Consider the following 20150-nt stretch of genomic DNA (forward strand, 5'->3'; position numbering starts at 1 on the left):
CTCAGCGATCAGCCTGGAGCACGTCGAGCTGCGCGAACAGATCGCGCGCGGTGCTCGGGTCGTCGCTGGTCACGGTGACGCGGTACACCGGTCCCCGCGGGTGCACCGCGACCTGGGTGCGTCCGTCGGTCGCGCCGATGCGGCACGTCACGACGCGGTGCAGGTACGGCTGGTCCATGCCGGGCTCGGCGCGGACGTCGACGGCGATGCCGCGCGGATCTCGCATGAACGGCTTCGGATTGTCCGTGTAGACACGCTCCGCCGAGACCACGGTGAGCGGCGCATCGAACACCGCCGCGCTGCGCACGCTCGGCTCGAGCTCGTCGCACGCGTTGGCGACCGTGGTCGCGCGCGACGTCTGAGCGCCGCCGCATCCGGCGGACACGAGGAGGAGCGATCCGACCAAGAGGTTTCGCAGGCGCATGGCGCCGACCCTGGGGCTGCGACCAGCTCGCGACATGAGCAAGAACACCCAGGCCATCCCGGGAGGGACGCCCTAGGATTGGGGAGAGACCGTGCCCGGACGCGCGACCACGAAGCTGCTGATCGTCGACGACCAGACGATCTTCCGCGACATGCTCGTCGAATGGCTCGCCGCGCGCGACGGCATCGAGATCGTCGGCGCGTTCTCCACGACGAACGAGGCGAGCCAGACGCTCGCGACGCGCGACGTCGACGTGCTGCTGCTCGACGTCGGTCTGCCGGGCGAGAGCGGGCTCGCGTTCCTGCGGCGGCTCGCCCCGGGTCGGCCGAAGCGCGTCGTGCTGGTCACCGCGCACGAGGAGCCGTGGGTGCTCGAGCAAGCCGTCTCGTCGCGCGCCCACGCGATCGTGATGAAGGGCGCGCCGCTCAGCGATCTCGCCACCGCGATCGATCGCGTCGTCGCGGGCGAGACCTTCTACTGTCGCCGCACGGCGGAGCTGCTGCGCCGTCACGCGGCGCGCCGCGAGCCCGCGGCCGAGCTCACCTCGCGCGAGCGCGAGATCCTCGCGCTCGTCGCCCGCGGTGCCACGTCGCGCGAGATCGCGGACGCGCTCGGCATCCGCGAGAAGACCGTGCAGAACCACCGCGCGAACCTGATGCAGAAGCTCGACATCCACGACGTCGCGAGCCTCACGCGCTTCGCGCTCGCGCACGGCCTCGTGACCGCGACCGGCAGCTGAATGCGCGACGACGAGCCGCCCTACCGTGCGATCGCGGACTCGACGTACGACTGGGAGACGTGGATCGACGAGCACGATCGCGTGCGATGGGTGAACCCGGCGGTGCAGCGGCTCACCGGGTACGAGCCCGACGAGTGCCTCGCGATGCCCGGGTTCCCGCTCGCGATCGTGCATCCCGACGATCGCGCGCGCGCCGCGGAGGTGCTTCGCAGCGCACGCGAGGGGCGCACCGGCAACGACGTCGAGCTGCGCATCGTGCGGAAGGACGGCAGCACGCGCTTCGTCGCGATCTCGTGGCAGCCGCTGATCGTCCCGGCGGACGGTGCGCGCCGCGGGCTCCGGACGAGCGTGCGCGACATCCAGGAGCGAAAGATCGCGGAGGAGCGCTTGCGCGAAGCGGAGCGGCAGGCCTCGCGATCCGCACACGAGCGCGCGGAGCTGCTCGCGACGCTGAGCCACGAGCTGCGCTCGCCGCTGCAGTGCATCGCCGGGTTCGCGGAGCTCCTCGCGCGCGAGCCCCTCGACGGCGAGCGACGACGATGGCTCGAGCTGGTCTCGGTGCAGAGCGACACGCTGCTCCGCCTCGTCGAAGATCTCCTCGAGCACGCATCACCCGGGGGCCCTCCCGTGCTGCGGCGCATGAGCTTCGACCTCGCGGCGCTCGTCGAGCACGAGGTCGACGCGATGCGACCGCGCGTGCACGACGGCGTGGTGCTCGGCGCGGCGATCGACGAGCGCGCGCGCGGCACGTTCGAAGGCGATCCCGATCAGCTCCGTCGCGTCCTCGCGAACCTGCTCTCGAACGCGACGCGCTTCACGAAGCGCGGGCGCATCGACGTGCGGCTCGCGGTCGACGAGGACGAGCTCGTGCTCGAGGTGCGCGACACCGGCGTCGGCATGAGCGACGCGCTGCTCGAGCACGCGCGGGAGCCGTTCGTCCAGGGCGCGCCGGGCGCTTCGTCGCGCAGTGGCGTCGGGCTGGGCCTCGCGATCGTCGATCGGCTGCTCGACGCGATGGGCGGCACGCTCGCGCTCGAGAGCCACGAGGGCCAGGGCACGCGCGCCGTCGTGCGCTTCCGACTGTCGCGCACGAGCGCCGCGGCGCAGCCGGGCACACCCGCGGTGGAGCACGACCCGCGCGTCGCCGACGTGCGCGTGCTCGTCGTCGACGACTCCGATCCCGCGCGCGAGCTGCTCGGCGCGATGTTCCGCACGCTCGGCGTGCACGTGGACACCGTCGAGGACGGCCGCAGCGCGCTCGAGCGCGCGCGCAGCGAGCGCTACGACCTCGTCGTCATCGACTACCACATGCCCGAGCTCGACGGCCTCGAGACCGCGCGCCTCGTGCGCGCCGAGACACACCTCGCGTCGACGCGCCCGGTGCTCGCGCTGCTCACCGCGAACGTGCTCGCGGAGCCGCGCCACGATCCGGTCGGCGCGGGGCTCGACGTCGTGCTCGTGAAGCCGCTCCGCCTCGATCACGCGCGCGGCCTGGTACGGCTCGCGATCGACGGAGCGGATCGCGCGCGCACCGTGGTCGCGCCTCCGCGGCGCGCGGGCATCGACGAGATCGATCGCGAGGTGGTGCACGATCTCGCGTCGGTGCGCGGCGCCGATGGCACCACGCTCCTCGTGCGCACCGTCGCGCGTGTCCGCGCCCACGCCGCCGACGCGATCGCGAAGATGCGCGCGTCCGAGCCGCGCGCTGGAGACGCTCACGCGCTCAAGGGCCTCGTCGCGAGCATCGGCGCGAGACGTGCCGCGGAGCGCGCCGGCGCGCTCGAGACCGCGCTGCGCGAAGGCCTCGCGCGCGAGGTGATCGAGGCGCGCATCGACGCGCTCGAGCGCGATCTCGATCGCGCGCTCACCACGCTCGACGCGATGTGAGCGCGCGACCGGAGCGTCAGCCGGTCATCATCTTCCCGAACTTCGCGTTCAGCATCGGGTCGCTCGCGAGCTTGATCCCCCACGCCTGCGACGCCTGCATGTAGCTGCCCATGTCGAGCCCGTACTTCTTCAGCGCGCCGTTGAAGTCGCCGCCCTGCATCTGTTTCATGAGGCCGACGTAGTCCGACAGCTTCGCGAGCTTCTGGCCGGGGAACACGGTGGGATCGGCATCGCCGCCCTCCCCCGCCGCCATCGCCTGCGCCGCCGCCATCTGGTTCTGCTTCGCGCTCTCCACGTCGAACGCGCCGCCGCGGATCTGCTGCGCGACGCGCCCTTCGTGGCTGTTCGCGTCCACGCCCGACTGCTTCAGCTGGAAGCGCGCGGTCAGATCGAAGAACCGCTTCTGCAGCGCGCCGTCCGCGTTGATCCGCTGATCCCACCCCGGCACACGCGCCGCGGCCGCGCTCATCGGCGCCGGAATCCCGAAGCGCTTGCACAACGCGGCGAGCTCCGGCTGCGCACCGCCGCCCATCGCGGCCATGATCGCGCTGCCCGCGCCGCCGCCCTGCTTCATCAGGATCGCGTCACGCAGCGCGCTCAGCTCGGCGTACTGCTCGAGCGTCAGCCCGCCGTGCTTCTCCTCCGCGAACTCGACCTTCTGCGACTCGCACCGCAGCTTCCACTGCGCGAGCTTCTCCACCATCTCGCGCGGGTGCCCGCCGAGGTTCTTCCACACGTTGACGAGCGGGTACTCCCAGCACGTGAAGCCCTGCTGCGGGATGATCTTCTCGAGCTGCGCGAACACGCCCTCGACGTCCTCGCGCACGCTCGCGTCGTGCGCCGCGAGCCAGCCCATCGCGACGATCGCGGCATCGCACACCCAGTCCGTCGGACCGAACGCGATCGACCACAACGTGCGCCGACGCTGGCTGCTCTCCCAGGGCGTCGCGTCGAGGTACGCGATCACCAGCGCCGCCGCGACCTGACACTTCTGCACCCAGATCAGCGGGTCGTGCCGCGGCGACGGCAGCGGCGGCGGATGCACCATCGCGCAGAGCAGCTGGTTCATCCACGCCGGCCCCATCTGCGCCGCGAGCGCCTGCGCGAGCGGCTGCCACATCGGCAGGCAGTACGGCGTCTTCGCGATCTCCGCGATCGCCGCGTGCACGCGCGGATCGGGCGCCGGCGTGTTGGGCCGCGGCACCTTGTCGTCGAACGCCCAGAGCTGGAAGTCGACCTGCGCTTTCGGCGAGCGCGGGTCGGGCTGCTGCACGCCCTCGACCTTCGCCGCGATGCCGACCTGCATCCAGCCCTGCGCCTTCGTCCACAGCTGGAACGCCGCGAGCGCGCTCGGCGCCTCCATGTACGTCAGCGGGATGTCGATCCCGAGCCCGGTGGGCGGCGGCGGCTTCCGCGTGAGCTGCGCGATGATGTCGCGCGCGGCGTGCGCGGTGGAGTCTCCCGCGCCGGGCAGCCACGTGAAGTACGGCTTGTCGCCGAACAGATCCATCAAGAGGTCGGACGCACGCCCGTTGCCGTCGGCCATGCGCCACAGCTGCTCGCGCACGTCGGGCGCGCCGGTCTTCTTGTGCTCGGCGTACAGGATCGACGCGCTCGCCCACGCCTGCTTGCCGTCCTTCGCGAGCACGTCGCGATACGCCGCGATCGCCTCGTCCCAGCGCGACGCGCCGAGGTACGTGTCGCCGACGTCGAGCAGCGCCGCGATCTCGTCGGGCCGCATCGAGTACGCGTGGCGGTAGTACTGCACCGCCTCGTCGACGCGCTTCGCATCGCGGAGCGCGCTCGCGAGACCGATGCACGTGTTCCAGTCGTTCTTCAGCTGGAACGCGTAGCCCGCGTACTGGATCGCCTGGTCGAAGCGCGCGACGCGCCGGAGCGCGACGCCGATCGCGAAGATGACGAACGCCTCCTGCGGGTGCGCGCCGTAGAGCGCACCGAGCAGATCGACCGCGGCCTCGCAGTTCTTCCGGCGCGGATCGCTCTCGGAGCACGGCGCGCTCACGCTCGTCACGGCGCGCAGCACCGAGGGCACGATGCGCCCGGTGATCACGTCGAGCGGGATCGACTGCACCACGCCCGGCTGCTGCGCCCAGTCGCGCGCCCACGCGAGGTACGCGCAGTCGGGCCGCACCGCCGCGACCTCCGCGACCGTCGCGATCGCCTCCGCGTGCTGCTTCTTCCACGCGAGCACGTAGCCGCGCGTCGCGGCGGTGATGAAGTCCGCCTTCGCCTCGTCGGGCCGCACGAACACCATCGGATCGGGCGCCTTCGACAGCACCTGATCGATCAGCGCGCGCCACTCGCGGTTCGTCGGATCGGTCGCGAGCGCCGAGCTCACGTGGAAGAGCGCCTGCGCGAGATCGCTCCGCGCCAGCGCCTGCCTCGCATGCTCGATGTTGTCGAGCGCGACGTTGCCCCCGAGCTGTCCCTCGATCGCCACGGCCCCTCCCTCGTTCTCGCGCGACGAGTCTACCTGCGCGCGGTCGCGAGCACGTTGAGCTTTTCGCGACCGACCCGTACGCTTTTCGCCGATGGCGCGCACCGGACGTACGCTCGCGATCTTCGCCTCCGCGCTGCTCGCGTCGTGCTTCGAGGACACCTCGACGCCGATCGTCACGGACGTCGATCGCGAGGTGTTCATGGACTTCGCGTCGAGCGATCTCTACGGCGCGCCGTTCCCCGGCGAGCACCTCGTCGGCGACGACGGTGCGATCGATCTCTCGCGCGCGACGAACCCCGTCGGCAGCACGATCGTCGATCAGATCCACGACGCGCTCGCGACCGTCGACGGCTTCGGCACGACGTCGCCGATCCACTTCCGTCTCGACGGCCCGATCGACACGTCGCTCCTGCCGGACGCGCGCGCGAGCGTGACGTCGAGCTCGCCGATCCTGCTCCTCGACGTCGATCCCGAGTCGCCCTTCCACGGCGCGTTGCACCCGTTCCGCGCGTCGTTCGACGTCGACGCCGGTCCGTATGCGGGCCCGAACCTCCTCACGCTCCTGCCGGTGCAGGGACGCCCGCTCCGGCCGCGCACGCGCTACGCCGCCATCCTCACGCGCGCGCTGCGCGGCGACGACGATCAGCCGTTCGTCCGCGCGCCCGCGCTCGACGCGCTGCTCGCGGGCGAGACCCCGGATGGCCTCTCCGAGCGCGCGGCGAGCGCGTTCCGCGACGCGCTCGATCGGCTCCGCGAGCTCGAGACGGTCGCGCTCGACGACGTCGTCGCGCTCACCGTGTTCCGCACCGGCGATCCGCTCGAGGTGCTGCGCCGCGCGGTCGCCGCGACCGAAGGCGCGCATGCGCCCGCGCTCGAGACCGCGTTCGAGGCGCGCGAGACCTTCGACGACTACTGCGTCTTCGAGGGCGCGATGCGCGTGCCCGTGTTCCAGCAGGGCGAGCCGCCCTTCCAGCGCGAAGGCGGCGCGTGGGCGCTCGACGACGACGGCGCGCCGGTCCGCCAGCGCGAAGAGACGGCGCGCGTGTGGATCACGATCCCGCGCACCACGATGCCCGCGGCGGGCTTCCCGACCACGATGCTGATCCGCACCGGCGCGGGCGGAGATCGTCCGCTGGTCGATCGCGGCGCGCGCGCCGAGGAAGGCGGCCCCGCGCTCGCGCCGGGCACCGGTCCCGCGCTCGAATTCGCGCGCGCAGGGTTCGCGGGGATCAGCATCGAGGGGCCGCACGGTGGCTCGCGCAACGTGAGCGGCGGCGACGAGCAGTTCCTCGTCTTCAACATCCAGAACCCGATCGCGCTGCGCGACAACCTGCGTCAGTCGGCGCTCGAGCTGGTGCTGCTCGCGCGCGCGCTCGACACGCTCACGATCGACGCGTCGTCGTGCGAGGGCTTCGCCTCCGAGGACGGCAGCGCGCGCTTCGACACCGCGCACCTCGCGCTCTTCGGTCACTCGATGGGCGCGTCGATCGCACCGCTCGCCGCGGCGTTCGAGCCGCGCTTCGCCGCGCTCGTGCTGAGCGGCGCAGGCGCGAGCTGGATCGAGAACGTCGTGTACAAGGAGCGCCCGATCGCGACGCGCCCGCTCGCCGAGGCGCTCCTCCGCTACACGGGGCGTCGCCAGCTCACCGAGCACGACGTGATGCTCGGCCTCCTGCAGTGGGCGGGCGAGGCCGCGGACGCGCAGGTCTACGCGCCGCTGCTCGTGCACGCGCCGGAGGTCGGCGCGCCGCGACACGTGCTGATGTTCCAGGGCATCGTGGATCGCTACATCCTGCCGCCGATCGCGAACCCGCTGTCGCTCGCGCTCGGGGTCGATCGTGCGGGCCCCGCGCTCGACGCGGACGATCCGCGCCTCGATGCGTACGACACGCTCGAGCACCTCCTGTGGCTCAGCACGCGCGGCCTCGTCGATCTCCCGGCTGCCGGCAACGTGGAGATCGACGATGCGATCGTCACCGCGGTCGTCGCGCAGCACGCCGAGGACGGCATCGAGGACGGCCACGAGACGGCGTTCCAGACCGAGGCACCGAAGGCGCAGTACCGATGCTTCCTCCGCACGTTCGCGCGCGACGAAGCGCCGCGCGTGCCCGATCCCGGCGTGTCCGATCCTTCGTGCGAATGAGAGCGACCGAGTGAACGACATCGTGATGATCGAGACCCTCCCCGCGCGCACCGTGCGCGAAGATCCGCTGACCTGGTCCGGCACCCGCATCGCGCAGGCGATCCGCACCGGCGAGCGCACCAGCGAGGAGATCGTCGGCCTGCACCTCGCGCACATGCAGCGCGTCAACCCGCGCCTCAACGCGGTCGTGCGCGCGCGCGCCGACGACGCGCTCGCGGAGGCACGCCGCGCGGACGAGGCGCCGAAGAGCGCCGCGCTGCCGCGCTTCCACGGCGTGCCGTGCACGATCAAGGAGACGTTCGCGCTCACCGGCATGCCGCTCACGGCGGGGCTGGTCGCGCGCCGCGAGATCGTCAGCGAGACCGACGCGGTCGCGGTGCGTCGCATGCGCGCGATGGGCGCGATCCCGCTCGGCGTGACGAACGTGTCCGAGCTCTGCATGTGGATGGAGAGCCACAACACGGTCTACGGGCGCTGCCACAACCCGTACGACGCGTCGCGTACCGTCGGCGGCAGCTCGGGCGGCGAAGGCGCGGCGATCGGCGCGGGCATCGCGCCGTTCGGCCTCGGCGCCGACGTCGGCGGATCGATCCGCATGCCCGCGTTCTTCAACGGCGTGTTCGGCCACAAGCCGACCGGCGGGCTCGTGCCGAACGCGGGGCAGTGGCCGATCGCGCACGGTCCCGCGCTCCGCTACCTGTGCAGCGGACCGATCGCACGTCGCGCGGAGGATCTCTGGCCGCTGCTCTGCGATCTCGCGGGCCCCGATGCCGCGAGCCCGGAGTGCGTCGAGTGCGTCGCCGGCGATCCGAGCGAGGTGTCGCTCGAGGGGCTGCGGGTGCTGCACGTCGCCGACAACGGCCTCAACCGCGTGCATCGCGAGCTCGCCGCGGCACAGGAACGCGCGGCGCGTCACCTCGAGGCGCGCGGCGCGCGCGTCGAGCGCATGCGCATCCCGGCGCTCGCCGAGTCCGTCCTGATCTGGGCCGCGATGATGAGCGACGCGGGCGGCGAGGAGTTCGCGGACATGCTCTTCGGCGCGCGTCGCCCGCTCCTGCCGGAGCTCGCGCGCTTCGTCGTCGGTCGCAGCCCTCACACGCTCCCGGCGCTCGCGCTCGCGGCGCTCGAGCAGATCCCGAAGCGACTGCCGGGCGACACCTCGAAGACCGTCGCGAAGGGCCACGCGCTCAAGCGCGAGCTCGTCGAGCGCATCGGCGACGGAGTGATGCTGTATCCGTCGTACACGCGCCCCGCGCCGCGCCACAACATGCCGCTGCTCACGCCGATCGACTGGGCGTACTGCGCGGTGATCAACGTGATGGAGCTGCCGAGCACGCAGGTCCCGCTGGGCCTCGGCAGCGAGGGCCTTCCGCTCGGCTGTCAGGTCATCGGGCGTCATCGCAACGACCACGTGACCATCGCCGTGGCGCTGGAGCTCGAGCGCGCGTTCGGCGGATGGGTCCCTCCGGCGCTGCTGCGCCGCTGAGCGTCGATCTCGATGGGCGCCGGAGCAGCGCGCGCGCCGTACATCGGGCGCGCCGCAGCGCGTTTTTCCCGCGGATCTGCGCGGCACGGCGCTTGAGATGCGCGTCTTTCCGCTGGGGGAGATCGCACATGACGCGCGACGGACTCGCGGTGATCGGGATGCTCGCGGCGCTCGCCTCGGGATGCGATGGAGCGAGCGCGACGTACGAGCCATGCGGTGCCTACGGACAGTGCAGCGGCGGGCGCACGTGCGTCGACGGTCGATGCACGATGCCGCCCACGCCTCGCGCGGACCTCGACGGTGGCGGGGCGCGCCCCGATGCCGGGCCGTGTCGCGCGATCACCGCGGAGTCGACGGCGCGCCCGGTGCCCGTCGACATCGTCGTCGCGATCGACAACTCGGGCAGCATGTCCGAGGAAGCGGCGCAGGTGCGCACGAACATCAACACGTTCGCGTCCATCCTCGGCGCGAGCGGTCTCGACTACCGCGTCGTGCTGATCAGCCGTCCCGACGGCGAGCGCGGCGTCTGCGTGCCGGTGCCGCTCGGCTCGGGCGAGCCCGACTGCACGAGCGGCCCCGAAGGACGCCTGCTCGCGATCCACGACGCCGTCGGATCCGACGACGCGATCGATCTCGTGATCGAGCACTACCCCGACTACCGCGACTTCCTCCGCCCGAACGCCGCGAAGGCGTTCCTCTGGATCACCGACGACGAGGCCGGGACGTTCAGCGCCGACGCCGCGCGCGACGCGCTCGCGGCGCTCGAGCCCGACGGCATGTTCGCGCGCACCATCCACAACTCGATCGTCGGCCACTACGGCGAGACGCCCGCGACGTGGGCCGACGACGCCGCCGGCGACTGCGAGTCGCTCGCCGATCCCGGCGAGACGTACATGCGCCTCACGCAGTGCCTCGACGATCGCAACGAGCCGATCGCCGACTGCATCGCGGGCCGCAGCGGCCGCGTGTGCGAGACGGACTGGAGCGCGATCTTCGACTCGATCGCGCGCGGCGTGATCGAAGGCGTGCCCGTGCCGTGCGAGTTCGCGCTTCCCGACGCACCGCCCGGCGCGGTGCTCGATCACGACGCGATCCGCGTCACCTACACCGCGGGCGATGGATCGCGACGCGAGCTCGCGCGCGCTCCGAGCGCGAGCGCGTGCGCCGCGGACGCGTGGCACTTCGACGACGCGGCGTCGCCGCGCGCGATCACGCTCTGCAGCGAGCTCTGTCGCACCGTGCAGTCCGACGCCGACGCGCGGCTCGACATCGGCTTCGGCTGCTTCCCCGCCCTGGAGTGACTCAGGGCTCGGTCTCCGCGGCGAGCGCGGCGAACGGATCGGGCCCCGGCTCGAGCTCGGACAGATGCGCCGCGCCCTCGACGTCGCTGAGCTCCAGCGTGAACGGCCCGGCCTCGTGCCGCGTCGCGATGCGCGCGCCCGTCGGCAGCGTGATCCAGCCGTCCCAGCTCGCCTCGACGCCGCCGATCGGCAGCACGCTGACCCACATGCGCCACGCGCGCGGCGTCCCGTCCTCGCCGAGCAGCCACAGGTACGCATCGCCCGGCGTCACGCCGCCCGACGCATACTCCACGAGCAGCGCGCTGCGCCCCTCGACGCGCACGATCGATCGCGTCGTCCCGCGATCCCGCACCTTGTACGGCGCGATCAGCCAGAACGAGTCGTTGATCCACTGGGCCCACGCGTCGCGGATCGCACGCCGTGCCTCGTCGCCGGCCAGGCGCACGCCGCCACGCGTCGCGACCCCGTGCGACGGGTCGTCGAGATCGACGAGCACCTCGAGATCGCCCGCGCGCACACGCGCCCAGTCGCGCTCGCGATCCCACAGATGACGCGTGCCCGACGGCCCGAACGTCCACCGGATCGCGCCGGTGCGCTCCCACGCGTCGGACCGGAGCGCGCCGAGCATCTCGTCCGCGAGCAGCTCCGCCTCGTCTCCCGGGACGCCGTGGGGACGCGGCCTATCGAGCGCGATGAACGCGCCCGTCAGCACGAGCGCGACGGTCGCGATCGCGCCGCCACACCCGAGCGCCCAGTGCCGCTTCCGACGCCCCGCCCCGACCTTCGCCGTGTCGCCCACGAGCGCGTTCTCGCGCGCCCGCGAGCGCGCGCAAGCCGCCCGCTACTCGAGCGCGCCTCCGTTGATCCACCGCGCGACCTGCGCGATCGACGCCGCGTCGAGCTGCCGCGACATCCGCGGCATGACGTCGCCGCAGAGATCGACGCCCGCGAGCTTGCGCCACAGCAAGCTGCGCGTCGCGTCGCGCGGGATCACGAGCACGTTCCCGGTCTCGCAGATGCTCGGCACGTTCACGAGCTCGAGGTAGGCCTGCGTCTGCGTCGCGAGATCGAGCTGACCCGCGCGCGTTCCCGCGCTCACGTGGCACGGTCCGCAGCGCGAGCCGAACACGGTCGTGTAGATGCTCGTGAACGTCGGCGCGACCGTGCATCCGCCGGTGGGATCGCAGTACGAGCCGAGCTCGCACGCGGTGTGGACCGGCGTGACGCGACAGCCCGCGATCGCGTCGCACGCGTCGGTCGTGCATGCGTTGCCGTCGTCGCACGCCGCCGCGTCGGGCGTGCTCGAGCACCCGGTGATCGGATCGCACACGTCGGTCGTGCACGCGACGCCGTCGTCGCACACCGCGGCCGCGGGCGTGTTCACGCACGTTCCGTCGGTGCACGCGTCCTCGGTGCACGGGACGCCGTCGTCGCACTCCGTCGCGTTCCGGCACTCGGGCGGCGGTCCGCCGTCGAGCGGGCTCGCGTCGATCGGCTCGTCGCCCGCGTCGATCGGTCCGGCGTCGTGGGGCGCGCTTGCATCGTCGGTGCCGGCGTCGTCCTGCGCGATCGAGCCATCGAGGCGCGGCGCGCTCCCGTCCCACGCGAGCAGCTCTCCGGGCGCGACCTCGATCGAGCGGCATCCCGACTCCGCACACGTCTCGCCCGCTTCGCACGTCACCGCGCGACACGACGCGAGCAGGTCGAGCCGCAGCGCGCGCGTCTGGTCCTCCACGAACACGACGCGTGCGCTCCGGCGCAGCACTTCCGTGCTCCCGCGCAGGCCGATCACGTCGACGTCGATCGGCCCGAGCGTCGTCCGGCTCACGAGGCCGAGCGTCACCGGCAGCGGCGCGCCCGCCGCGACATCCGCGCTCGCCTCGCGCATCGCGCCCTGCCCGTCGCGCATCTCGATCCGGATCGTCTCGAGCTCGTCGGGCACGCGCAGATCCGTGTCGACGACGATCATCAGCTCGGTCACCGGCGTCGGCGCCGCACACGACGCGAGCGCGAGCCCCAGCGCGAGGCGCATCACGCCGCGCGTCACCACTCGATCACCCCCGGCATCGCGTTCCCGATCGACGGCGCTTCTTCCCCCGACGGTGTCGTCATCACGATCGCGAGCGTCACGCCCACGCCGATCGCGACCACCGCGCCCCCCACGATCCCGACCCACATCCACGTGTCGTCGCCGCCGCCCCGATCCGACGGCTCCGTCGTCTCGACGGGCGTCACCGCGAGCGCGGCGCGCGGCGCCTCGACGCGCTCCGCGCGCGCGGGCACGTCGAGCACGACCTCCGCTGCCTGTCCCTCTCCGACCTCGACCTGCGCGCGCGCCACGTCTTCGCCGTCGCGGATGGCGACCGCCTCGTGCGAGCCCGGATCGAAGGGGACCGCGACCCCGATCGCCTCCGACGGCAGATCGCGCGTTCCGACACGCACCCGCACGTCGCTCGCGTCGCCCTCGACGCGCACCGTGAGCCGTCCCAGCCGCCGCGCGATGTCGGCGTGCTGCGCCTCCGCGGAGCTGCGCAGCTCGGCCGGCGTCGTGGGATCGCGCAGCACGCGCTGGAGCGCCTCCGAGCCCTCCACGAGCAGCCCTCGATGCACGAGCGCCGACGCGAGGTTGAACGCGATCGCGGGCGCGGGACGGATCGCGTACGCGCGACGGAAGCGATCCGTCGCCTCCTCGTACGACTCGCGCCGCGCGAGCTCCACCCCTTCCTGGAAGAGCGAGCGCGCCATCGCCATGCGCTCGGGATCTTCGTCCTGCGCCCACGCGCGCGGCGTGATGGCGAGCGTCGCGATCCCGATCGCGACCGCCATCCACCGCGCGCCCGAGCGTCCCGTCGCGAACGCGCGTCGTCTCATCTAGAACCCCGGATCCTCCACGAAGCCCCCCGGCGTCGTCGGGACCGACGCGCGACGGCGCGCCCGCTCCGCACGACGCCGCTCTCGCGCGGCCGACACCGACTCGGTCTCCGCCTGCGCCGCGGGCGGCTCGACGTGCGCTGGCGCTGCGGGCGCGACCTCCACGGGCGCGGGCTCCACCACCTCCGGCGCGACGGCCGCCGGCTCCTCCACCACGATCGGCTCGCTCGGCGGCGCCGCGACCGGCGCCACCTCCACCGCACGCGGCTCGACGCTCCCCGCGCGCATCGTCGTCACCACGCCCATCGCGACGAGCGCGATCACCGCGAGCGCAGCGATCACCCACGCCACGCGCGATCCGCGCGCCGGTGCCCTTTCGCGCACCAGCGGGAACGGCAGTGCCGTCGCGTCAGCGCGCGGCTCCGGGAGCGCTGCGACGACCTCCGGCCGCGCATCGAGCTCCGGCGGGCGCCCGTACGCATCGCCGACGATCTGCTGCAGCGCGGTCGCGATCTTCGCGGACGTCACGACCATCCGCTCGTCCGCGAGGTAGCGCTCGAGATCCTCCTGCATCTCCGCGGCGCTCGCGTAGCGATGACGCGGAGAGCGCGCGAGCGCCTTCACCAGCACGCGCGCGAGGCCCGCGGGGATCCCTGCGAACGCGTCGTCCTTCAGCGGCTCGACCGCGATCGCGCGCATCGTCGCCGCGGGCCCGTCGCGCCGGAAGATGCGCTCTCCCGTGAGCATCTCGTGCAGCACGATGCCGAGCGAGAACACGTCGGAGCGCGCGTCGATCTTCGCGCCCGTGCACTGCTCGGGCGAGAGATACGCGAGCTTGCCGCGCACGATCGTGTGCCCGTCGGTGTCGCTCGCCGTGTCCTTCGCAGGATCGTCGCGCGTGGTCTCCAGCGACGACTGCGCGACCCCGAAGTCGAGCAGCTTCACCGTGCCGTCCCACGCGACCATCACGTTGTGCGGCGAAACGTCCTGATGGACGACCTCGAGCGCGCGCCCTCGCTCGTCGCGCGCGACGTGCGCCGAGTGCAGCGCCTCCGCGACGCTCGACGCGATCTTCGCCGCGACGTGCGGCGGGATCCTCGTGCGCGTCTTGCGCGCGTACACGATCAGCTCGCGCACGCTCGTGCCCGCCACGAGCTCCATCGCGAGGTACGCGTGCCCGCTCTCCACGCCGAACCGGTACACGTGGCAGACGTTCGGATGCCGCAGCCCGAGCGCGACCGCGCCCTCGCGCATGAACATCTCGGCGAAGCCCGCGTCGCGCTCGAGCGACGCGCGGATCACCTTGAGCGCGAGCAGTCGCGCCGCGCCCTCCGATCGCTCGCGCGCGAGGAACACCTCGGCCATCCCGCCGACGGCGATCCGCCCGAGCAGCTCGTACCCCGCGAAGCGTCGCAGCGTCGGAAGCTCCGGCGCGTGCTCCTCGCGCGCGCGCTCCGGCACGTCGGTCTCGATCAGGACCTCGAGCGAGTCCCGCATCCGCGGCCCCGAGCTCTCCCCATCGGCGCTCTCTGGAGAGATCGCCGCGCGTTCGGGGCTCGACCGGCGGATCACCGGTTCCTCACGACGCGCGCTCGCTGCGATCGGCTCCACACGTCGTGCCTCCTCTCGGCAAAGTTACCGGGGACCTGACCTTCGGTCGTCCAGGTTTTCCCCTACGTGGCGCCCGCGAAGAGGCCGAAAATCTCACCAAGCTCGTGCTGCGACCCTCCCCCCGCCGCGCGTACACGACGGAACGAGAAAGGGCCCGGCGTCACCGCCGAGCCCCTTCATGTCACCAGCCCGCGATCCCCTTCACACGGTCGCGAACGCCTCGTCCGGAATCTCCAGCGCGCTCTTGTCGCCGTTGCCGAGCATCTTCGCCTTCGCGACGACCTCGGGCAGCACGTTCTGCGCGTAGAAGATCGCGGCCTGCTTCTTCCCCTCGTAGAAGAACCAGTCCTTCTGGTCCTTCGTCAGCTTGCTCTGCGCGTCGGACGCGATCGCCGCGCCCTCGAGCAGCAGCCAGCCGACCGCGAGCTCGCTCATCATCTCGAGGAAGCGGTTCGCGTTGAGCGGCACCTTCGCCATCTCGCCGCCCTTGAACCAGCCGAGGAACTGGAACGCCGCGCTGCCCACGGCCTCCTGCGCCTTCGCGAGGTTCTTCACCGACGCGCCGAGGACCGCGTCCTCCTGCTTCGCCGAGACGAACTTGCCGATGTCCGCGAAGAACTCCTGCGTGTGCTTGCCGCCCGCCTGGCCGAGCTTGCGGCCCACGAGGTCGAGCGCCTGGATGTGGTTCGTGCCCTCGTAGATCGAGAAGATCTTCGAGTCGCGGAGGTACTGCTCGACGGGGTAGTCCTGGCAGTAGCCCGCGCCGCCGTAGACCTGGATCGCGTCCTCGCAGACGCGGAACGCCTGATCGCTCGCGTACGCCTTCACGATCGGCGTGAGCAGCTCGACCTGGCCCTGGTGGTAAGCGGCCTGCTCGTCGTTCTTGCCGCCGAGCGCGGTCGCGCGGTCCTGGTGCATCGAGAGCTTCACGATCAGCGCGCGGATGCCCTCGACCTTCGCCTTCATGCCGAGGAGCATGCGGCGCACGTCGGGGTGATCGATGATCGCGACGCGCGGCGCGGTCGGGTCCTTCCACGCCGTGATGCTCGAGCCCTGCTTGCGATCCTTCGCGTACTCGAGCGCCGAGAGGTACGCCGCGCCCGCGATCGCGAGGCCCTGGATGCCCACGCCGATGCGCGCGTAGTTCATCATCTGGAACATCTGCTTCATGCCCTGGTGCGGCACGCCGCCGACCAGGACGCCGACGCAGCTGTCCTCCTCGCCGAACTGCATCACGCAGGTCGCCGAGCCGTTGATGCCCATCTTGTGCTCGATGCTCGCGACCTTGACGTCGTTCGGCTGACCGAGGTTGCCGCTCGCGTCGACGCGGTACTTCGGCACGATGAAGAGCGAGAGGCCCTTCGTGCCCGCCTCCGCGCCGTCGATGCGCGCGAGGACGAGGTGCACGATGTTGTCGGCGCAGTCGTGATCGCCGCCCGAGATGAAGATCTTCGTGCCCTGGATCTTGTACGTGCCGTCGGGCAGCGCCTTCGCCGTCGTGCGCGCCGCGCCGACGTCCGAGCCCGCGTGCGGCTCCGTGAGGCACATCGTGCCGCCCCACTTGCCGCCGTACATGCGCGACGCGAACAGCTTGCGCTGCTCGTCGGTGCCGCAGTGATCGATGAGCTCCGCCGCGCCGAGCGACAGGCCGGGGTACATCATGAACGCGACGTTCGCGCCGCTGAACATCTCCTCGACGAGGACCTGCAGCGTGCGCGGCGCGCCCTGTCCGCCGAACTCCTCGCTGCCCGAGAGCTGTCGCCAGCCCGCCTCGTACAGCTTCTTCCACGCCTCGGGGAAGCCCGTCGGGGTCTTCACCTTGCCGTCGATCAGCTTGCACTTCTCGCGGTCGCCGACGCCGTTCAGCGGGCCCAGCACCTCGGTCGCGAACTTGTAGGTCTCGTCGAGGACCATGCGGACCTCGTCCTCGCCCCACGCCGCGAACGGCTCCTTCGAGAGTAGGTCACGGAGGCCGAACTGCTCGAAGACCAGGAACTGGAGCTCGCGAAGGTCCGCCTTGTACCGATTCTGGGCCTGCGACATCTGCACCTCACTCCTAGGAAGCGTCGGCTGCCGTTCGATGCGTTCGGGATCGGGCCGCTGGCGCGTCTCTCACGAAACTGAACCGCGGCTCAGTCAACAGGAGTATGGGGTGCGACGCAGTGCGTCAAGCCGAAATGGGCGGGAAACGCGATGTTTTTCCGCTGTTTGCCGAGGCCCGCGGATCGCTGCGTGACGCAGGCATGAGTTGCTGACGGAGTCAGCTCGGCTCGGCGGCCATTCCCGCGAGCAGCACGCGCAGCAGATCGGCCCCGAGCCGTCGATATCCCTGCTCGGTGAAGTGCATGCGATCGTCGCGCTCGAGCGGCGGATCGGCCGCGAGCCAGCGCTCCACCGCGCCCGGTCCGCCCTGCCACGCGAGCACGTCGACGAACGCGCAGCCGTTCGCGTGCGCGACCCGCCGCTGCATCGCGACGAAGAGCGGCAGCGCGCCCGGGCGCTTCCACTCGCCGCGCTCACCGCGCACCTGCCGCTCCGAGGGCCCGATCACGAGGCACGACGCGCCCGGCGAGTGCCTGCGCAGCCGCTCGAGCACGTCGACGAAGTGCTGCTCGTGCTGCGCGAACGCGAGGTGGTGATCGTCGAGCTCGTTGTTGCCGTACGAGAGCGCGATCAGGTCGGGCGGGCGCGGCGCCCACAGCGCGCTCCACGTCCCCTCGTCCCAGAGCAGCTGATGGCGCGCCTTCGCGCCGGCGATCGCGAGCTGATCGACGATCACGCCCGGCCGATCGCGCTCGAGCACCACGCCGAAGACGCGCACCGGCGCGCTGCCGCGCGTGCGCAGCGAGACGCGATGCGATCCCAACGGCACCTCGATGCGCTCGATCGCAGGCGCGATCGTGTCGCTCGCAGTGTCGAGCGCGCGCGAGGGCTCACCGTCGATCTCCACCTCGAGCGCGCCGCCGCCGGGCTGGCGCAGGTACATGATCTCGATGCGCGACGCGCTCGCGCCGTGCTCGGTCTCGACGTCGGCCCACGCGGGCTCGGTCGCCTCGAACGCCATGCCCGCGAGCCCGTAGTGCTCGACGCCCATGCGCTTGCTCGAGGGCTGCAGCATCGTCCAGCCCTCGGCGTCGGCGATGCGCACGCCCTGCTGCCAGTAGCGATCGATCGGCGGCATCGCGAGCACGAAGCCGTGGCCCGCATCGCCGAAGTGCTGCTGCAGCCGGGCGCGGATCACGCCGGTGTAGAGATCGCTCGCGGTGTGCGAGCCGCCGTAGAACGAGAGCCGCGCGGTGTGCTCGCCGCGCGCGGCGCGCGCGAGCGCGGCATGGAGCGCGTCGAGCGCGTGACCGCTCGGGTCCTCGAGCACGAGATCGCCGGTGAGCCCGTCCGTCGGCCGATCGGGGAGATCGTCGAGCGCGGCGCGCGCGAGCTCACCCGGCGACGTGGGCGCGAGCGGCATGCTCGACCCGCGCTCGTCGGCGTCCGCGGCGCCACATCCGATCGCGAGCGCGATCAGCGGAACGACACAGCGCGCGATCACGTCGACGACGACACCCGCCGGGAGCCGGTCCAGCGCAGCCAGTGATCCGCGAGCACGATCGCGACCATCGCCTCGCCGATCGGAGGAAAGCGCGGGAGCAGACACGGGTCGTGTCGTCCCTTCGTGCGCAGCGTCGCGGCGCGTCCGTGCACGTCCGCGGTGTCCTGCTCGCGCGCGAGCGAGCTCGTCGGCTTGATCGCGGCGCGCATCACGATCGGCATCCCGCTCGAGATGCCACCGAGCATCCCGCCGTGACGGTTGCTCGCGGTGCGCAGCGTCGGCACGTCGGGCGGCGAGGTCTCGCGCGCCGCCGCGAGGAACACGTCGTTGTGCGCGCTGCCGCGCATGCGGGCGCTCGCGAACCCGCTGCCGAACTCCACGCCGAGCACCGCGGGCAACGAGAAGAGCGCCTTGCCGAGATCGGCGCGCAGCTTGTCGAAGACCGGCTCGCCGAGCCCCGCGGGCACGTTCGTCGCGACGATCTCCGACACGCCGCCGATCGAGTCGAGATCGCGGCGCACCTCGTCGATGAGCGAGACCATGCGCGCCGCCGCGTCGGGATCGGGGCAGCGCACGAGGTTCGGCGATCCATCGGGCAGCGTCTCGACCTGGGCCAGCGTGACGCTCGCCGGATCGTCGATCTTCGCGACGACGTCGCCGACCTGCTTCACGTACGCGATCACGCGACCGCCGAACGCTTCGTGGATCAGCTTCTTCGCGATCGCGCCCGCAGCGACGCGCGCCACCGTCTCGCGCGCGCTCGAGCGACCACCGCCGCGCGGATCGCGGAAGCCGTACTTCGCGTCGTAGGTGTAGTCGGCGTGGCCGGGGCGATAGACCTCGGCGATCGACGCGTAGTCCTTGCTGCGCTGATCGGTGTTGCGCACGAGGATCGCGATCGGCGTGCCGGTGGTGCGCCCCTCGTAGACGCCGCTCAGGATCTCCGGCTCGTCGCTCTCCATGCGCTGCGTGGTCAGCACGCTCTGGCCGGGCTTGCGGCGCGCGAGATCGGGGCGGAGATCCTCCTCGCTCAGCGCGAGACCGGGGGGACATCCGTCGACGATCACGACGTTCCCCGGTCCGTGCGACTCGCCCGCGGTGGTGACGCGGAACGCCTGTCCGAAGCTCGAGCCCGGCATCGGCGGCGAGTCTAGAACGCGCGGCGCCTCAGGGCCCGCCATCCTGCGCGAGCGTCTCGAGCTCGCGCGCCGCGGTGCGCCCGCCGATCTCCACGACGAGCGTGAGCGGCACGTCCGAGATGGACGGCGCCGTGGGCGGGAAGAGCAGGATGGGCGCGCTCGTCGCGTCGGTGTCGCTCCCGCGCAGCGGCACGTTCGACGCGTTCGTCTCCACGACGCCCGAAGGTCCGCGCAGCTCGGTGCGCTGCGCGATGCAGGCACCGAGCGCGCTCCCGACCACGCGCACGTCGACCTCGAGGTGCGTGCCGCCCTGCGTCCCGTGGATCTCCTCGACGCGCTGGATCTCGATCGCGCTCACCGCGCCCGCCGACGCGCGATCGCACGACGACATCACCGGCGGCGACGGGTTGTCGCACGAGCACGCCGCGAGCGACGTCACGACCACCGAAGCCACTCCGAGCCCCACGCCGACGGCGCACACGATCCCGCGCACCGCGCGACGATATCGCGTCCGGCGCCCGGGATCATGCAGTCCGACGCG

Annotated in this window: 15 protein-coding genes; 5 read left to right on the forward strand and 10 right to left on the reverse strand. The window is 72.1% G+C overall.

Annotated elements, in window-relative coordinates; translation table 11 throughout:
- Position 1: 1 nt before the first annotated feature.
- Positions 2-424 carry a hypothetical protein gene (locus tag DB32_RS23915; RefSeq protein ID WP_053234958.1) on the reverse strand — a complete coding sequence of 141 codons (423 nt, stop codon included), beginning with the start codon at positions 422-424 and terminating at the stop codon, positions 2-4.
- 91 nt (positions 425-515) lie between these two features.
- Between DB32_RS23915 and DB32_RS23920 the strand changes: the two genes are divergently transcribed.
- Complete coding sequence (locus DB32_RS23920) at positions 516-1163, forward strand: LuxR C-terminal-related transcriptional regulator (protein ID WP_053234959.1); 648 nt, start codon at positions 516-518, stop codon at positions 1161-1163.
- Positions 1164-3050 (forward strand): ATP-binding protein, encoded by a 1887-nt coding sequence (locus DB32_RS23925; protein ID WP_053234960.1) that lies wholly within the window; start codon positions 1164-1166, stop codon positions 3048-3050.
- Between the two features lie 16 nt (positions 3051-3066).
- Here the strand turns inward: DB32_RS23925 and DB32_RS23930 are convergent, their stop codons facing one another.
- Complete coding sequence (locus DB32_RS23930) at positions 3067-5511, reverse strand: tetratricopeptide repeat protein (protein ID WP_053234961.1); 2445 nt, start codon at positions 5509-5511, stop codon at positions 3067-3069.
- A gap of 91 nt (positions 5512-5602) precedes the next feature.
- On the opposite strand from DB32_RS23930, the gene DB32_RS23935 reads away from it, so the two are divergent.
- The 3 genes from DB32_RS23935 to DB32_RS23945 all read left to right on the forward strand — a co-directional run bounded on the left by DB32_RS23935 (position 5603) and on the right by DB32_RS23945 (position 10441).
- Positions 5603-7654, forward strand: coding sequence for an alpha/beta hydrolase (locus tag DB32_RS23935; protein WP_053234962.1), 2052 nt, complete (start codon positions 5603-5605; stop codon positions 7652-7654).
- Between the two features lie 10 nt (positions 7655-7664).
- Complete coding sequence (locus DB32_RS23940) at positions 7665-9140, forward strand: amidase (RefSeq protein ID WP_240481244.1); 1476 nt, start codon at positions 7665-7667, stop codon at positions 9138-9140.
- Between the two features lie 128 nt (positions 9141-9268).
- Positions 9269-10441 (forward strand): vWA domain-containing protein, encoded by a 1173-nt coding sequence (locus DB32_RS23945; protein WP_053234963.1) that lies wholly within the window; start codon positions 9269-9271, stop codon positions 10439-10441.
- Position 10442: 1 nt separating this feature from the next.
- Here DB32_RS23945 and DB32_RS23950 read toward each other — a convergent pair whose 3' ends face one another.
- The 8 genes from DB32_RS23950 to DB32_RS23985 all read right to left on the reverse strand — a co-directional run bounded on the left by DB32_RS23950 (position 10443) and on the right by DB32_RS23985 (position 20102).
- Positions 10443-11240 (reverse strand): hypothetical protein, encoded by a 798-nt coding sequence (locus tag DB32_RS23950; RefSeq protein ID WP_053234964.1) that lies wholly within the window; start codon positions 11238-11240, stop codon positions 10443-10445.
- 42 nt (positions 11241-11282) lie between these two features.
- Entirely contained in the window at positions 11283-12488 is a 1206-nt protein-coding gene (locus tag DB32_RS23955) for a hypothetical protein (protein ID WP_157069334.1), read from the reverse strand.
- Entirely contained in the window at positions 12485-13312 is an 828-nt protein-coding gene (locus tag DB32_RS23960) for a hypothetical protein (RefSeq protein WP_157069335.1), read from the reverse strand. Before DB32_RS23960 ends, DB32_RS23955 begins: the two co-directional genes overlap by 4 nt.
- Positions 13313-14809: a serine/threonine-protein kinase gene (locus tag DB32_RS23965; RefSeq protein WP_157069336.1), complete on the reverse strand. Its 1497-nt coding sequence runs from the start codon at positions 14807-14809 to the stop codon at positions 13313-13315. It abuts the gene before it with no gap.
- Positions 14810-15124: 315 nt separating this feature from the next.
- Positions 15125-16966 carry an acyl-CoA dehydrogenase gene (locus DB32_RS23970; RefSeq protein ID WP_053234968.1) on the reverse strand — a complete coding sequence of 614 codons (1842 nt, stop codon included), beginning with the start codon at positions 16964-16966 and terminating at the stop codon, positions 15125-15127.
- Between the two features lie 217 nt (positions 16967-17183).
- Positions 17184-18470 carry a GDSL-type esterase/lipase family protein gene (locus DB32_RS23975; RefSeq protein ID WP_053234969.1) on the reverse strand — a complete coding sequence of 429 codons (1287 nt, stop codon included), beginning with the start codon at positions 18468-18470 and terminating at the stop codon, positions 17184-17186.
- Entirely contained in the window at positions 18467-19609 is a 1143-nt protein-coding gene (gene aroC, locus DB32_RS23980; RefSeq protein WP_053238933.1) for a chorismate synthase, read from the reverse strand. The genes DB32_RS23975 and aroC overlap by 4 nt, the downstream gene beginning before the upstream one ends.
- 28 nt (positions 19610-19637) lie before the next feature.
- Positions 19638-20102: a hypothetical protein gene (locus tag DB32_RS23985; RefSeq protein WP_053234970.1), complete on the reverse strand. Its 465-nt coding sequence runs from the start codon at positions 20100-20102 to the stop codon at positions 19638-19640.
- Between the last annotated feature and the right edge of the window lie 48 nt (positions 20103-20150).

This window comes from Sandaracinus amylolyticus, from assembly GCF_000737325.1.
GTDB lineage: Bacteria > Myxococcota_A > Polyangia > Polyangiales > Sandaracinaceae > Sandaracinus > Sandaracinus amylolyticus.

Bases quoted from the DNA above. Each gene is read 5' to 3' on its own strand.
- DB32_RS23965 (WP_157069336.1), bottom strand. From the start codon at position 14,809: ATGCGGGACTCGCTCGAGGTCCTGATCGAGACCGACGTGCCGGAGCGC.
- DB32_RS23915 (WP_053234958.1), bottom strand. From the start codon at position 424: ATGCGCCTGCGAAACCTCTTGGTCGGATCGCTCCTCCTCGTGTCCGCC.
- DB32_RS23945 (WP_053234963.1), top strand. From the start codon at position 9,269: ATGACGCGCGACGGACTCGCGGTGATCGGGATGCTCGCGGCGCTCGCC.
- DB32_RS23970 (WP_053234968.1), bottom strand. From the start codon at position 16,966: ATGTCGCAGGCCCAGAATCGGTACAAGGCGGACCTTCGCGAGCTCCAG.
- DB32_RS23935 (WP_053234962.1), top strand. From the start codon at position 5,603: ATGGCGCGCACCGGACGTACGCTCGCGATCTTCGCCTCCGCGCTGCTC.
- DB32_RS23925 (WP_053234960.1), top strand. From the start codon at position 1,164: ATGCGCGACGACGAGCCGCCCTACCGTGCGATCGCGGACTCGACGTAC.
- aroC (WP_053238933.1), bottom strand. From the start codon at position 19,609: ATGCCGGGCTCGAGCTTCGGACAGGCGTTCCGCGTCACCACCGCGGGC.
- DB32_RS23960 (WP_157069335.1), bottom strand. From the start codon at position 13,312: ATGAGACGACGCGCGTTCGCGACGGGACGCTCGGGCGCGCGGTGGATG.